At 32.3% G+C, this 16,250-nt stretch carries 13 protein-coding genes; 6 read left to right on the top strand and 7 right to left on the bottom strand.

What is annotated here, in order from left to right:
• Window positions 1-104: 104 nt before the first annotated feature.
• Window positions 105-1,496, bottom strand: coding sequence for a DEAD/DEAH box helicase (locus tag WAF17_RS21710; protein WP_338764405.1), 1,392 nt, complete (start codon window positions 1,494-1,496; stop codon window positions 105-107).
• Between the two features lie 256 nt (window positions 1,497-1,752).
• Between WAF17_RS21710 and WAF17_RS21705 the strand changes: the two genes are divergently transcribed.
• Window positions 1,753-2,145, top strand: coding sequence for a group III truncated hemoglobin (locus WAF17_RS21705; RefSeq protein WP_338764404.1), 393 nt, complete (start codon window positions 1,753-1,755; stop codon window positions 2,143-2,145).
• Window positions 2,146-2,308: 163 nt separating this feature from the next.
• Here WAF17_RS21705 and WAF17_RS21700 read toward each other — a convergent pair whose 3' ends face one another.
• Window positions 2,309-4,273 carry an AAA domain-containing protein gene (locus tag WAF17_RS21700; RefSeq protein WP_338764403.1) on the bottom strand — a complete coding sequence of 655 codons (1,965 nt, stop codon included), beginning with the start codon at window positions 4,271-4,273 and terminating at the stop codon, window positions 2,309-2,311.
• Between the two features lie 444 nt (window positions 4,274-4,717).
• Between WAF17_RS21700 and WAF17_RS21695 the strand changes: the two genes are divergently transcribed.
• Window positions 4,718-5,404: a hypothetical protein gene (locus WAF17_RS21695; RefSeq protein ID WP_338764402.1), complete on the top strand. Its 687-nt coding sequence runs from the start codon at window positions 4,718-4,720 to the stop codon at window positions 5,402-5,404.
• Between the two features lie 19 nt (window positions 5,405-5,423).
• A complete protein-coding gene (locus tag WAF17_RS21690; protein ID WP_338764401.1) occupies window positions 5,424-5,915 on the top strand; it encodes a nitrous oxide reductase accessory protein NosL in 492 nt (163 codons plus the stop codon).
• 362 nt (window positions 5,916-6,277) lie between these two features.
• Here WAF17_RS21690 and WAF17_RS21685 read toward each other — a convergent pair whose 3' ends face one another.
• Complete coding sequence (locus tag WAF17_RS21685) at window positions 6,278-8,227, bottom strand: hypothetical protein (RefSeq protein ID WP_338764400.1); 1,950 nt, start codon at window positions 8,225-8,227, stop codon at window positions 6,278-6,280.
• A 344-nt stretch (window positions 8,228-8,571) separates the two neighbouring features.
• On the opposite strand from WAF17_RS21685, the gene WAF17_RS21680 reads away from it, so the two are divergent.
• The 3 genes from WAF17_RS21680 (at window position 8,572) to WAF17_RS21670 (ending at window position 12,756) form a co-directional block, all read left to right on the top strand.
• A complete protein-coding gene (locus WAF17_RS21680; protein WP_338764399.1) occupies window positions 8,572-9,351 on the top strand; it encodes a Stp1/IreP family PP2C-type Ser/Thr phosphatase in 780 nt (259 codons plus the stop codon).
• Between the two features lie 117 nt (window positions 9,352-9,468).
• A complete protein-coding gene (locus WAF17_RS21675; protein WP_338764398.1) occupies window positions 9,469-10,569 on the top strand; it encodes an RluA family pseudouridine synthase in 1,101 nt (366 codons plus the stop codon).
• A gap of 183 nt (window positions 10,570-10,752) precedes the next feature.
• Window positions 10,753-12,756 (top strand): SpoIIE family protein phosphatase, encoded by a 2,004-nt coding sequence (locus tag WAF17_RS21670; protein WP_338764397.1) that lies wholly within the window; start codon window positions 10,753-10,755, stop codon window positions 12,754-12,756.
• A gap of 87 nt (window positions 12,757-12,843) precedes the next feature.
• Here WAF17_RS21670 and WAF17_RS21665 read toward each other — a convergent pair whose 3' ends face one another.
• The 4 genes from WAF17_RS21665 to WAF17_RS21650 all read right to left on the bottom strand — a co-directional run bounded on the left by WAF17_RS21665 (window position 12,844) and on the right by WAF17_RS21650 (window position 16,006).
• Window positions 12,844-14,406, bottom strand: a complete 1,563-nt coding sequence (locus WAF17_RS21665) for a proton-conducting transporter membrane subunit (protein ID WP_338764396.1) — start codon at window positions 14,404-14,406, stop codon at window positions 12,844-12,846.
• Window positions 14,407-14,437: 31 nt separating this feature from the next.
• Window positions 14,438-14,875, bottom strand: a complete 438-nt coding sequence (locus WAF17_RS21660) for a DUF5684 domain-containing protein (RefSeq protein ID WP_338764395.1) — start codon at window positions 14,873-14,875, stop codon at window positions 14,438-14,440.
• Window positions 14,876-14,951: 76 nt separating this feature from the next.
• Window positions 14,952-15,344: a DUF1987 domain-containing protein gene (locus tag WAF17_RS21655; protein ID WP_338764394.1), complete on the bottom strand. Its 393-nt coding sequence runs from the start codon at window positions 15,342-15,344 to the stop codon at window positions 14,952-14,954.
• Between the two features lie 74 nt (window positions 15,345-15,418).
• Window positions 15,419-16,006 carry a SiaB family protein kinase gene (locus tag WAF17_RS21650; RefSeq protein WP_338764393.1) on the bottom strand — a complete coding sequence of 196 codons (588 nt, stop codon included), beginning with the start codon at window positions 16,004-16,006 and terminating at the stop codon, window positions 15,419-15,421.
• Between the last annotated feature and the right edge of the window lie 244 nt (window positions 16,007-16,250).

Below are 16,250 nucleotides of genomic sequence, written 5' to 3'. Positions count from 1 at the left end.
GTACCAGAATAAAAGACATAAAAAAGGACAAGGCGTACCTTGTCCCTACAAACAAAACTAAATGTATTTAACTGGTTACTACTTACTGGTAACTGCTAACTGATTTACTTTCCTCTCCCTTTTCCTCCAAATTTCGGATTATTGCTTCTTCGTCCTTTTGTCTTAGATTTTGGTTTACCTAGATTTACAGAATTAGATTTTCCTCTAGAATCTGAAGTGCGATTTCTACTTCTATTTCTATTGAAACCTCCTCGTCCACTTCTTTGTCGTGCTGCTAATTCTGCTTCTTCGATATCTTCTTTTGAAGGAGCAGTAGGCTCAAAACCTTCAACTATTTTTTTATCTATTTTTTCATTGAGTAGCTTTTCAATATTTTCTACAAATTCTACTTCATCATGAGAAACTAAAGAAATAGCATCTCCACCTGCACCTGCACGACCTGTACGACCAATTCTGTGTACATAATCTTCTGGAACATTCGGTAGCTCATAATTAATTACATATGGCAGAAGTGGAATATCTAATCCTCTTGCTGCAATATCTGTCGCTACCAAAACACGAATAGAACCCTCTTTAAAACCTTTCAATGCTTTTGTACGAGCATTTTGAGTTTTGTTTCCATGAATGGCAGCAGCTTGAATACCTCTTTTTGTCATTCGGTCGCTCAAACGATTTGCTCCGTGCTTTGTACGAGTAAAAACCAAAACTTGCTCCCAGTTTCCTTCATCAATCAATTTTATAATCAAATCTGACTTTCGTGTTTTATTTACACTATAAACCGTCTGATTAATTTTTTCTACGGTTGTGTTTTCTGGAGTTGCTTCTACGGTAACGTGATTATTCAGTATTTTTCCAGCAAGTGATTTTATTTCTTTTGAAAAAGTAGCCGAAAAAAGCAGATTTTGTCTTTTGGTAGGTACAAGTTTGATGACACGTTTTATATCATGCAAAAATCCCATATCTAGCATTCTGTCGGCTTCATCTAATACCAAAATCTCTACATCGGCAAGAGAAAGAGCTTTTTGTCCCTCCAAATCTAACAGACGACCAGGAGTTGCTACCAAGACATCTACGCCATTTTTTAGCGTTCTTATTTGTGGATTTTGATTGACTCCACCAAAAATAACTGCACTTCGAATATCTAAAAATTCGCTATATTCTTTTACATTTTCAAAAACCTGTGCAGCCAGTTCACGAGTAGGAGTAAGGATAAGACAACGCAAAGTTCTTCTACGAATTTTCGAACGCTGTTTTACATCTTGTGTAAGAAGTTGAAGCATTGGCAAAGTAAAGCCTGCCGTTTTTCCTGTTCCTGTTTGTGCCGAAGCCAAAACATCTTTTTTATCTAAGACAAAAGGAATTACTTTTTCTTGAATAGGAGAAGGTGAAGTATAACCTACTTTTTTTACGGCTTTAAGAAGCTGTTCTGAAAGACCTAAATCTGCAAAAGATTTGGTCGTACTGTTTTTTGTATCGTTTGTTTTTTTATCTGACATATAAATGGATTGTGAAATGAGCATTTATATATCACAAACAAACAATTTCAAAATAAAAATAGTATGTTTGTTAAACCTCATTTCGTAGTTTAGATACAAAGATACTATTAATTTTATGAAAAAATATAGCTACTTTTTTCTAATCTCAATTTTTTGGTATATCTCAAGTGTATTTGTTCTATAAAGAACTTGAGATTTTTTTTCCCAAAACACCACAAATGGCAGAATCAAAACACTCAAATTCAATCAAAGATTTATGAAACCCAAAAATGACATTCAGAACGAAGAAAATATAAAACTACTTGTCGATACTTTTTATGATAAAGTGAATCAAAATCTAATCTTGTCGCCTATTTTTAATGATTTTGCTGCTGTTGATTGGTCGTCTCATTTGCCTATAATGTATCGTTTTTGGAATGGAATTTTGTTTGGAGAAGGAGGTTATAAAGGAAATCCTTTTGAAAAACATATTCCTCTTCCTATTGATAAAACTCACTTTGAAAACTGGCTTAATTTATTCGTTGAGACAGTTGATGAATTTTTTGAAGGAAATAAAGCTGAAGAAGCCAAACAAAGAGCATCAATTATTGCCTATACATTTCAATCAAAATTAGAATATATGAATGGAAAGAAAAATGATTTGAAATAAGAGCTTGTTTAAAATTATTTCTTTGAGCTACAAATGGTAAATTTCAGCCTATATCTGTGTTATTTTTTCGTTAAATAGCTCACTATTCTCCTCAAAAATGCCTTGATAAGTCAAAAATTTTCTCATTTTCACTAGTAAAATAAAAATTTAAACAAGCTCTAAGTTAGACCATATATTCCCAAGCACTTTTATAGGCTTCAATGGATTCTGCATAATCTAAAAAGTCTTTATAAAACTCATCAGAACCCAAAGTAGCAGAATCTCCAAAAACAACTAACCTTTTTTTCGCTCGTGTAATAGCGACATTGAATCTACGCAAATCTTTCAAGAAACCTATTTCGCCTTTTTCATTCGAACGAACTAAAGAAATATACATCACTTCACGCTCTTGTCCTTGAAAACCATCGACAGTATGAATCGTAATTTGGTTGGAATAATTAGTCAGAAGTTCATTTTCACGAATCAAATCACGCAACAAATAAACTTGAGCTTTGTAAGTAGAAAGAACTCCCACCGAAAAATTATCGATAAATTCTTTTGGGCTTTCTATTTCTTTGTTTTCTATTTTTAATAAAATTTCTTCAAAAAGTCTTTCTAAATGAGAAACTACTAATTTTGCTTCCTCTGGATTATAACGGCTCAATGTTTCTTCATTTTGCATCTCTGAAAAACCACATCCTGCTGTATCTACAAACTCTACTGGCGCAAGATTTTCATAAAGAATATGGTTTTTATTAGTTTCAAAAGCCTTTAGATTTCCTTTATAAAATTTTTGATTTGAAAATTCCATAATTTGCTCATTCATACGGTACTGAATGCTTAACATTTGAGCCGAATCTGGGTGTTTTTTAATTATTTTCTCAAAAAGCGTATTTTCTAAACCTGATTTTGCTGCTTCAAAAGATTTTATAGTAGGTGGTAATTGTTGATGGTCTCCTGCCATAACAACACGATTCGCTTTCAAAATCGGAATCCAAGTTGCTCCTTCTAAAGCCTGTGCAGCCTCATCAATAAAAAGTGTGGAAAACGTACGATGTTTGAGATTATATCCTGCCGAACCTGCCAAGGTACAAGTAAGGACTTGTGAGTTCTCTAAGATGTGTTTTGAAATATATTCTTCTAATTTGAGAGCATCCTGTTTCAATCGTTTTGCATCACGAAGCATACTTTGGCGTTCATTACGCTCTTGTTTTCCAAAATTTCGTTTGAACTTTAATGCTTTTTTTCGCATCTGTTCAGACTGTTTTAGTAGTTTTTTGTAGTATTTATAATCTGGGTGTTCTTCTATTTTGCCATCTAAAGTGATGTGTTCTAGTGCATCGCTCACTCGTGCAGGATGTCCTAACCTCGTTACTCTTACTTCTTTCGTATTCAGTTTTTCGGTTAGCCAATCAACAGCCGTATTACTTGGAGCGCAAACCAAAACTTGTCTTTCTGTCTTTAGCGTTTCAATAATTGCAGCCACTAAAGTAGTTGTTTTTCCCGTACCAGGAGGACCGTGTATAATGGCTACATCTTCAGCTTGTAATATTTTCTGAACAGCCTTTTTTTGTGAATCGTTTAAACCTTGAAGCGCATATTCATTCTTGTCTATTTGTGTTTTTTCATTAATGATAGGGGTTCTTTCTCCTAAAAAAATTTCTCTAAACTCTGATAACCTATCATTTTTAGCGTCTTTTACTCTATCTATTGTGTAATTCATTTCACGATAAGTAGAATCATCGAAAGCCAAATAAACACCAATACTGTTACTTTGCTTTTCCAAGAAGTCTGGAAGTTCTTCGTTATTGAGCGCAATACGCATTCTATTATTCTCTACCTTACTGACTACTCCATTTGTTTTTTCACCCTCTAGCCCATTTTTCTGTTCAAAAACAGTAACTATACTTCCCACATTAAGCTGATGAGGTTGCCCTTTATCATTAGTCCTTTCAATATCAATATTCCATCTTCCTCCTATTCCTACAAATTCATCATTTATTCCAACAGGAAACCAACACAAACCATCTTTTCGACGTTTGGCAAGTGGTGCTTGTACTATTTTGAGTTGATATTGAGCTGCATCTTCTCTTTTTTCGATGCGTAAAAGTTCTTGAAGATGCGTAAGTTGTTGTTCTGTGTTTTTCATAATTTTTTAAATCTATATTTTCATAAAAGATACAGATTTAGTAGTTGTTTGATGTAAAAACAAAATTTTGTAGGCTTTATCTAACTCTATTTTTCAATAAAAAGTTTTATTAAAAAATAAATTGTATTTATGAGTTGTTAGTGTCGCTTCGCTAAAACACCAACAACAGTAGTAATTTATTTGAAGAATCAAAAATATAAAGTTTATGGTATCCGTAAGTGATTTTTGTATCCAAATATTACTATGCTTAGATATTTTTTATTAGGACAACTTACAAAAAGAAAGTATATTTGAATTGAGTAAAGTAAGAATAATTTGTCTCAAAATTATAAAAGTAATTCTATAAAATGTAACTTTACTCTAAATGAATAATAAAAGGAGAAAGAGAATCTACTTCTTAACATTGCCTATCCTTTAGAATTAATTATATAACAATAGTATTACGTGGAAAATCCGTTTTCATCAACTCCAGACCAAGTTCCTTCTTCCTATTATCTTCAACTGACAGCTGCTTTTGTTCGTGGAAAACTTGGCACTCCTTCAGCTACTCAGACTTATTTCAAAAAACCTTTAGAAGATTTAATTCATGAAGAAACTCAAGAATTAGTTAAATTAGGAGAAGAAAAAAAATTAGAATTAGATTTTTTAAAAAAAGAAACTCCTGCTCCTTATTTAGAAAAACTTTTTGGAGTCTTGCGTGGGGTTCAGCCTGACCAAGTTCTTAATTTAGAAAAAAAACAAACTGATTTTATTTGGCAATTAGTTGATGAGTTTCATTATTTGCCAACAATTGCGCTTTCTATGGACGAAAAACAAGTTGATAGAATCAAGAATCTACATAGAGGAGGCTTTACCACACTTTCTACAAAGGAAAACCTTCCTTTTCCAAAACTTCAGGGTTATCCTAGTAATCAGTTTGATGTCGTTACAAGTACAGATGGTTTCGAAACTGAAAAGGAACTTTTAGAAGCTTTACCTGAACTTACTCGTATCACAAAGCGTTTTATCATTCTTACTTTTTCAGAAAGTTTTAATCAAAGACTGATTCGTGATTATTTAGAATCACAAAATATTTTGCAATTTCGTGTCGAAAAACCAGAAAATTATTGTATTCTTATTGGAAGAAAATAAACTATAAATTTAGAAAAAAATGTTCAAATCTTTGAAGCTAACTTTTTTTGTTTTCATTGGTGTAAGTCTGTTTTTTTACTCTTGTACAACTAGCACAAAGCAAGAAGAAAATACAGAATCAACAGAGCAAAAATATGAATGGACAGACTGCCAAAACTGTGGAATGCCTACTAATGACTTTCCAAACTGGCAGGTTATGCTAAAAGCAAATTCTGAAAATTTAGCTTTTTGTGCGCCTCGTTGCATGATGATTCATTTAGCAGATTCATCAAATAATGTAGCTAATGCTATTGAAAAAATGGAAGTTACAGATTACTACACTACTCAAAAAATAGATGGAACTTCTGCTTTTTATGTGACAGGAAGCGATAAGACAAGTCCGATGGGAAAGGATTTTGTTCCTTTTTCTAAAAAAGAAGATGCTGAAAGTTTTATGCAAGAACACAAAGGTAAGAAAATCTATTCTTTTGAAGAGATTAATAAAGATGTGGTTGTTTCGGAGTTGAAGTAAATATTGATATTACATTTTTCGAAACCCTAAGAACCTTAGGGTAGGGTGTTTAGAATTTAGTTGTTTTTTCGTACAGTTTTTAGTCATTTAGCTGCGTAGCTGTGTGATGTTTGTAGAATAGGATTTTAATTTTCATAAAGCTGCGTAGCTGCGTAATACCTAAGTTTAACCCATTTTGAACAAAAACAGCCATATTACGCAGCCACGCAGCTTAAAATCTTGGTTTGTTTATTTTTTTCTACAAATATTTTGCAGCTACGCAGCTAAAATACAATTTATTCTTAATACGTTTTTTTAGAAAATTGAACGAAGGAATTTTGAAATTCTAAACACCTTAACCTTAGGGTTTAATACATAGTATTTTACTTTTCAAATTGTGTAATTCCTAAATCATCTTTCTGTGTCATGGTTATTTTAGGAATCTGATTACTTTTCAATAGATTTTGTGCATTTTCATAAATAGAAATATTTCTGTTTGTTGGATAATTCCTCATAAAATGCTCTCTATAAATATTCTCAATGGTAGTTTGGGCGTTCTTACTAGGATAAATTTTGTTTGCATTGTCTGCCAAACGAATAGAATAATTAGGGTTATATTCTGCCTTCAATAATGCTTCTGTCAAAAGTTCGTTTGCCTTTGCTTTTCGTTCTATCTGTTCCTGTAACTGATTTTTTGTGTCAATACGTTCTTTGAGTGCATCTACTGTAACACCTAACTGATTGATTTCTTTATTTTTGTTTTCAATAACTCGGTAGGTGCTTTTATCTAGCTTCAAAACCTCTTCTAGAATTTTTTCTTTTTCTACTAGTTTTCCTAATTGGTCATCTAACTGTTTACTAACTCGCATCAAGTTATTGAGCTGCAGTTGCATTTGCTCATTTTTCATTTCTATTTCATCTTTTCTATCAATAGCAATACTGCGTTCACGCAATGCCCAAGCAGATAAAATTCCGAGCATAAACATGACAATAGCTATTGAAATAGTCTTTATAATTCTGTTTGCTTTTGCTCTTCGTTTACTTTTTGCAATTAATATTTGTTCATCATCTGTAAGTTGCAATGTATCTAAATGAGGCTCTATAAGAGAAAGACTATTCTTAGTTAAGACTTCTCCTGTATTTTGATAGCTTTTTAATCCTGTTTGTAGAATCTCTTTTGCTTTGGAGAGATTTTTTTCTTCTGTTGTTAGTCTTTCTACAATTTTTAAGGCAAGGCTATCATGCGCCAACTCAACACGCTGTTCGGAAAGATGCACAATTCGAACTTTACTTAGTTCTTCCAAACAAAATTTGATATTTTCTTTACTTGCTCCGTGCGAATACATCAAATTTGTAGCTTCATGCAAATCCATCGAAACACGAGTTCCGTCTTCTGTAACCAAAAGATTTAAGATTGTCCAAACCTGTCTTTCTTCTGTTTTTGGCAAACGGTTTTGAACTTTTTTCACTTGTTCTTCCAAATACTCTCCCAAAACATCACCTATTGTACTGAGTTCTTTTACAAGCTCTGGATTGAAAGTAACTCGCTCTGCCCAGCTATCATTTACAGCATTTGTGTAACCAGCCAAAACACCTTGTTTGCTTTTTGCAAGTTCATAAAGACGGTCTAAATAAATTTGAAGATAAGTAAGTTCTATCAAACTGCGTTCTTCTGCCACTTGAGAGACAATCAAATCAGCCGTTTGTTCTGGATATTCTACTTTAATATTGAATGCTTCTGCTGATTTCAAAATGACTTCTTTTGCATTGGTTCGACGCATTTTTTCTACACGAACTCTATAATCAAAAAGCTGTGGAACACGCTGTTCGAATTCTGACAAATCAGCCAAATACTCCTCACGCATAACCAAAATAACCTTACAATTATATTCACTAGACAAAACAGTCTGTACAAAATCATAAAATTGGTTCTGCTCTTCTCTACTTCCTGAAATATATAACTCTTCAAACTGGTCAATGATTACATAAATAGGACGAAAAAATGTCATGTGCAACGCCTTAATAGCAAGGTGCAAAGGCGTGTGTGGCTTGAGTTTTCGTTGAAGATATTTATTTGTTTCCTCCAAAAGTGCTGTTCCGATATGGTCTTTTCTACGCACATGAAGAGGCAACCAATCATCAGAAGAAAAGCAAATAGGCAAACCACAATGTACCAAACTCGTCTTTCCAGTTCCAGACGCACCATAAACCAAGACTAAATTACTTTCTGTTGTTTTTTTGAATAGTAATTGAATCTCGGCATCTCTACCAAAAAAAATTTCTTTGTCTTTGCGTCCATACGCTTCCAATACTTTAAATGGACTACTTGTCATAATTTTGGTAAAAGGCTATTGATTAATTTGTAGGATAATTATAGAGAACTTTTTTTTGCTATTGGTGTAGTTTTTAGATAAAAAATAAAAGTACGGTTTTTTGATAAAAATACCTATTTCTACTCCGTTATTATATTCTTTGTTTGTTTACTCTTTCTTTAAGGAACGAAATAAAACCGTTTTTGGTTTTTTGAATTGAAAAATAACTGATTCATCATAATTAAAAATAAATAAAAAATGCTGCAAGCCTAACATTTCCTAATCTTAATAGTATTTTCTATCTAAAACAAATTATATTTGTTAAAACACAAAATACACACAAATAATTTTACCTTCTTGGTTTTATGCCACTTTCTACTCCAACATCTACTTCGCAGTTTGCTCATTTTGTTTATAGCGAACAAACACACACAGGAAAAGTCCGTAAACATAATGAAGATGCCTGTGCTATCTTCGAAACTCCAAATGGTCTTTTGTGTGTTGTCTGTGATGGAATGGGAGGGCATTTAGGAGGCGAACGAGCTTCTACACTTGCTTTAGAAAAAATAGGAGAACATATGTCTTCAAAGCGTTTTGATTTAGCAAAACTCAATGATGCCCTAGACCAATCTTTTGCTTCTGCTCATGCTGCCATTGCTTACGAAGCTGAAAAGAATCCACTTTTGAAAGGAATGGGAACAACTTGTGTAGCCATTTTATTTCATCCAGACGCTACTTTTTGCGCTCATGTGGGCGATAGTCGTTTGTATATGTTTAGAAACAATGAACTTATTAGATTGACAAAAGACCATTCATTCGTCCAAAATCTAATAGATGAAGGCATCATTACAGAAGCAGAATCCTTTTATCATCCAAAAAGAAATTTAATAGACCGTGCTTTGGGTTCTGATGATGCTCAACCAGATATTACTAATTTGGGAAGAGTTTTACAAAATATTAGAGTAGGAGATGTATTTTTGCTTTGTTCTGACGGACTTTCAAATGAATTGAATGACGTAGAAATCAAAAATTTTCTTGAAAATGAGACACTTGCTTTAGAAGAAAAAGTAGAAAGAATGATGGAATATGCTCTTCAAGCAGGGGGAAAAGACAATATCACTATTCAACTTATTGAAAGAGTGTAGTAAAAAGCATCTAATGAAATTTACTTTGAATTGTGAAAACTATAACTTTCTATCAATCAACTAAAAGTATTTTCACTACTTTTGTATATCCATTGAATAAATAATCAAAATAATAAAATGAATACGGAAGAAGAAAAAAATACCACTAAGGAAATTGAAAATACTAAACAGATTGAAAATTCAGAAATTGAGATAGCTGAACCCTTAGATGAGCCTTTTGATGATGAAGATGAAGAAAATCTTTATGAACATTATCGTATAAAAGTAGATGGAAAACAATTACTATTGCGTATCGATAAATACTTAATGGAGCGTTTGCCTAAAGTTACTCGCAACCGTTTGCAAACAGCGATAAAGGAAGGTTATGTAAAAGTAAATGAAAAACAAGTAAAACCAAGTTATAAAGTATTACCTCATGATGTAATTACGGTTCGTTTGCCTGACCCTGTGCGTGATTTGAAAGCTGTTGAGCCTGAAAATATTCCGTTAGAAGTAGTTTATGAAGATAAGGACTTAATGATTGTTTTCAAACCTGCAGGAATGGTTTCGCACCCAGCAACAGACAACTGGACAGGCACACTTGCCAACGCAGTAGCTTATCATATGCAACAAAATGGAGAGCAATTTCTAGGTCTATCTCACAGAATTGATAAAGATACAACAGGAATTTTGGTAGTTCCTAAAACGCCAGAAGCAAGGGATTTTATAGGAAAGCAATTTTTTCATCATACTATTGAGCGTACGTATTTGGCTTTAGTTTGGGGCGAAGTAAAAGAAGACAAAGGAACAATAAAAGGGCATATCGCAAGAGGAAAGAACGACCGTCGTGTAATGTCTGTCTTGCCTGATGGCGAACGTGGAAAACATGCTGTTACGCATTACAAAGTCGTTAAGCGTTTGCGTTATGTTACTTTGGTACAGTGCAATCTTGAAACAGGACGAACACACCAAATTAGAGCGCATATGAAACACCTCGGACATCCACTTTTTGGCGATTCTATGTATGGAGGAAAGAAAATTTTGCAAGGCTCTGTATTTTCAAAATATAAGGCTTTTGTCGAAAACTGTTTTTCTATTTTGCCACGTCAAGCACTTCATGCAAAATCTTTAGGATTGGAACACCCAACCACGAAAGAATGGATTCAGTTTGAATCTGAATTACCAAAAGACATAGTAGAAGTTATTGCAAAATGGGAAAATTATGTAAAATATACATAGAAAGTTATTTCAGGGTTTTATAATTTATTTGATAGTGTGAGCGTTTTAATTAATGTTGATGAACAGATTAATCTCTCTTTGTTTTTGCAAATTTGCGCTAAAGCTTTTTAATGCGTATTTTTAAGTTAAAGTTAATGATAAAATCAATCCTACTATTCTAAAACTAACGCTCACCCTATCCCTGTGAAGTTCCTTTTCTCCATAAAATCTAAGTTATTTTTATCTTTCTTGGTATTTCTATTCGCTACTACTACACTAGCAGCAATGCTTCTTTGGTATGATGGGCAAATGCAACGAATAGAAAAACTGACAGCCACACTTTCTCAAGTTGATTTGGATATTCGTCAGACCGATAAGCTAGAACGAGATTTTTTTAGTTCAGAAGCTCTCAATTTAGATTTTTATGAAACAGGCGATAGTTATTATGTATTGCAACACCAAAAACTGACTTCAAAACTAAGAAGTGATTTATTAGACCTTCGCACTCATCCTCTTATTCCTTCCGTTCATTTGCGTCATCGCATCGATACACTTAGGCGTTCTGTCATAAAATATGAGGCTACTTTTGACGATTTGGTTACCAAAATTTATCAGAGAGGATTCAAAAATCAAGGATATGAAGGCAAAATGAGTGAACATTTAGATTCTCTTCTCAAAACACCTTTAAATAAACTTTACCTTTATAAAATCAGAGAAGCAGAACAGCGTTTTCTTTTATATAAAGAAGAATCTCAAATAGAAAATGTAAATGCACTTTTGATTGAGTTTCAAAATCATATTGATGAGTTTACACAAAAAGAATACAGAAATATAGCTCTACGAACTCAAAAACGTACTGAATGGAAAGAACTTGCTAATAAATATGAAACCTTGTGGCGAAGATTGGCAGGAACGGAGAGAAAAATAGGATATAGAAGTAGGCTAGGTTTAAAGGGAAAGCTTAATCAATTGTCTAATCAAATAGAAGTAGCGATTGAAGATATAAACAGAGAGGTGCAAAAAGATAGCGACGATTTTAGGAATAGAAGTAGAACAAAGTTGATGTGGGTGGTAGGAGCAAGTATTCTTTTAAATCTCATTTTAGGCTTATGGATGATACGAAAACTAGGAACACCTATAAAACGAATTTCGGAAGCAATTCATACAGTAATTGAAAATGATTTTTCGGCAGAATGGAAACCAATTCCGATACGTCATAAAGATGAAATAGGAAGACTTTCTAGAGATGTAAACTTACTTGTAAGTAGGATTTTGGAACGAACGGCAGAAGTATTTCAGCAAAATGAAGAGTTACAGGCACAAAAATCTGAATTAGAACAACAGACAGAAGAAATTTTGGCGCAACGTGATTTAGTAGAATCCAAAAATCAATCTATTTATGCACAAAATGAATATTTAGAGAAACAACAAGAAAAAATTCAGCTTCAGAATAAAAATATTACGGCAAGTATCAATTATGCAAAACGCATTCAGAAAGCAATGCTTCCTAGCCAAAATTTTTTAGAAGATATTTTACCCAAGTCATTTGTTTATTTCAACCCTAGAGATATTGTAAGTGGTGATTTTTATTTCTTTGCTGAAAAAGACGACAAAATTATTATTGCTGCTGTTGATTGTACTGGACACGGAGTTCCAGGGGCATTTATGTCTGTCATTGGAAATGACTTGCTTACTCAAATCGTAATTTGGAGAGGAATTACGGAAAGTAATTTGATTTTGAATGAATTACATAACGGAATCGTACAAACTCTAAAACAAGAGGAAACAGAAAACCGTGATGGAATGGATATTTCTTTGTGTGTTTTGGATAAGCAAACAAACGAAATTCAGTATTCAGGTGCAAAAAACTCATTGCTCTTTGTTACTCCAGATGGAAAAGTAAATCAGATAAAAGGTGATCGTCATCATGTAGGAGGAGTAGCTAGACAGATAGAAAGAGACTTTACAGCACAGACAATACAACCACAAAAAGGAACTCGCTTTTATTTACTGACAGATGGATATTTAGACCAATTTGGAGGAAAACACAGCAAAAAATATTCTAAAAGACGTTTTCAGTTATTTATAGAAAAATTAAAAGCCTTTCATATTTTCGAACTCCAACACGAAGTAGAACGAAATTTTATCGAATGGAAAGGAAGTGAAAAACAAATTGATGATGTGCTGGTGATTGGGTTTGAAGTGTAGTTTTGGGGGGATTGGGATTTAGATATTAGAAAATGGGGAATGAAAATCCTCGTTGATGATTTCACTTGAAGCTCAAAACGATTGATTTTACAAAAAACGAATTGCATAAATAGCCAAAACTATATTTATTAAAATTAATACAACAGAAAAGAAAAGTGTAAGATTAGAAATTGTATTTACCTCAAAATCTTTTTCTCGTACCGTTGTCGGTGTCCCCACCGACGAGCTAATAAACAAAAAATAAGGAATTTTGAGATAATAAAAGAAGCCTATTAAAGTTGCTATTCCTATTCCAATAAGAGAAAAGAGATAAATAGAATTAGAATGACTTTGATAATTCTGAAAAGCCACAAAAAGCACAATCATTTTTACCAAAAAACCACCCAAAGGAGGAAAACCAGCCAAAGAAAGTGAAGCAAGAGAAAGAGTTATTTTTGGAAGAAGAGGAAGATTCTTTAAGTTTTTAATTGATAAATCAATATTATTTTCTTCTAATTTTGCACAGAATTTCCAAATAATAGCATTTGATAGAATATAGAAAATCCAAAAAATTAGAACCCCATTAGTAGAAACGGCGTTATTTTGAAAATTATAAACCAAAAGTAGAATTAAGAATCCTATTTGAGAAACTCCAGAGTAAGCAAAAAAACGTTTGAAATTAGTCTGTTGAATAGCTAGAAAACTTCCAAAAAGAGCCGACAAAACTCCCAAAATAGAAAAACTAGAAAAGATAATTTCTTGAAGGTTTGAAGGAATAGCAACTAAATGATTTAAAATAAAAAATAAAACTCCTGTTACTGCAATTTTTGGAATAGTAGCCAAGAAAAAAATAGTTCCAGAGGAAGCATTCTTATAAACTTCACTTATCCAAAAATGAAGAGGAACAGCAGCTAGTTTGAATAAAAAACCAATTCCTATTAGAAGAAAACCAATCAGAAAAGTAATTTGATTTGATTCTGTTGAAGAAGCATTGAGAAAAATATCAGAAATATTAAAACTAGTATGAAAAATAATAGGAATAGAAAATGAATCACTGATTCCATACCACCAAGAAAAACCGTAAAGCAAACAAGCTGAACTAACAGCACCAAAAACAAGATAATTGAAGGAAGAAGCAATCAGTTTTCCTTTTTTAAAATTAGATTTGTCATTGATTAAATTCTTATCATAAAAAGCAACCAATAAATAACCACAAATAGAAAGCATTTCTAAGCTCACATAAACTCCAAATAAATTAGCAGAAATAAGTAAAAATTGTGCGCTCAAAACTCCTCCCAAAAGAATGACAAACCATTCTGAAATAGCCTTTTGATTTGATTTTTTGTTGAAATACTGAATCCAAACACTAAAAAGAGCTGAAGCTGAAATCAGAATTTTGAGATAATGAGTAAATCTATTTTGATAAAATAAATCATTCCAAAAAAAGGTAGTTGTATTGGTCGGTTGTTTTATTTCATCTAAAGACAAAATAAGAAAACTAATATTTCCCAAAAGAACCGAAATACAAATAAAAGGAACAGTAAAAGAAGATATTTTTTTAGGTAAAAGAAGTCCACAAAAAGCAGCCAACCAAGCCACTACCAAAAGTAATTCTGATTTGAGAAAGTTTATATCTTGCCAAGAAAAAAAATAAAAAGTTTGTTCGTTCATTTAGCAAAGGTAGAAGAAAAACAGTAAAAAATTATCCTCTATCTAAAATATCATCATCATAAAAAATCTCTTTTTTACCTTTAAACCTAGCATCTCCAAAGGCAATTAGAGGAAGGAAAATAAAAGGTAAGAGAACCATTCCAACACCAAACCAAGCACTTTTATCAAATTTTTTGGCAAGTTCTATGTACACAACAAAATACAAAACATAATTGATGATGGGAAAAAATAAACCAATTATCCAAGTCTTGGGTTTTTCTGTAATTTCCAATAAAACAATAAAATTAACAATAGGGATTAGGGCAACCCAAGGGGTTTTGTCTGCTTTTTTAAAAACTCCCCACAAACATATTCCACGAATTAGATAAAATAAAAAAATTCCCCCGATATAAAGAGGAAGTAATAATTCTATAAATAAATCAATGGGAATATCTCCACCAAATGAAGAGGCAATTAAAGTAAATATCATTTTCAGTCGTAAGAGTTTATAAAATTAGAATATATTACGCCTTAAAATAGTGGTAGAGATTTTTAAATATCTTTTTTTATTTGTCTGAATGCTTTACCGAAACTAAATTGATATTCAAATCAATAGACTCAATATAATCTTCTCCATTTTCTAACATATCATAGTCATCTTCTCTATAATGCCAGTTTATGGTTACATTTCCACCTTTTTCTTTTTCATATATTTCTAGACTTTCTAAAAGGTCTTGAAAACGCCTTGAGGTTGCTGTATTGAAATAAGAAAGTTGAAAGTTAAGTAAAATAGTTCTATTAGGGGTTTCTAGAAACCTATCTAACCATTCAAAAACAGGTGCAAATATTTCTTCTGCGTGTTCAGGGTATGATTGCCCTTCTATACTCAAAACTCCTGTTTCTCCATTAAAATCAATGGTGGGAGTAAATTTTTGACCTTTAAAAAAAAAGTTTTCCATAATTATCTGCTATGATTCTGATAGCTAATGCTTTCTAGGTTATTATTTCAAAATAATTTCACTATCAATTTATTTTATAGTTTAGTATTTTTTTCTGTATTTATTGGTTGCCAGTCTTTATCTACAGTTACTGTGATAGAAAAAAAACTTAACTTTTCTGAAATAGTTTCAAAATTTATCTCTAAGGGATTTCCAGAACGCCTTACCATGTCTATCAGACCAACGTGTGCGCCTGTACTGGTTTTTCCTTTTGCATTTTTTCGTTCCTGCCTATAATATTCTGTTAGATGTTTTTTATCTAATCCATTGATATAATCACAGCGTTCTTCTAGGGCTTCTCTTTGGTGTTTTTCTACCATGTTTCCAGCACTTAAAGAATAACAACCAGATAGCTCACGAATAGCTACTATCCCAACTCCAATATGAGAATCAGAAGTATGGAAGTGTTTTTTATCTGCTGAATGGTGATAAATATTTTGAGCAAGTTCTATAAAAATAGCAAAGATTTTGCTTTTTATAGTTTCCCTGTCTGCAATCTTTTCTTTTAAATTTTCTGCTATTTCTGACAAAACAGACTGCGACAAAGCACCTTGAAAAATAGCAGTAACACCATTTTTATTAAATTCGTTGTAATATTTAGTAATCTGAAAATCGTCGTGCATATTCTGCCGAAATATAGGAGAATTAATTAAATAATAATTTCAACGAATAAAAAGACTATTCGCTTCGCTTACCGTACCTAATCCTTTATAGAGTTCGAAAAAGAGAATCGCTATGATTACAGAAATAGTTAATGCGACTTAAAGCGATATTTTATTATAAGCTATCCACAATTTAATATATATAATTTAGAAAACAAATACCCTTTTAGCTTTTTATTAAAAATATTTAGCCCTAATAAAGTAT

It is taken from the genome of Bernardetia sp. ABR2-2B (assembly GCF_037126435.1).
GTDB lineage: Bacteria > Bacteroidota > Bacteroidia > Cytophagales > Bernardetiaceae > Bernardetia.
Note: the sequence above shows the minus strand (reverse complement) of the source record. Positions and strands in the feature narration are given on the sequence as shown.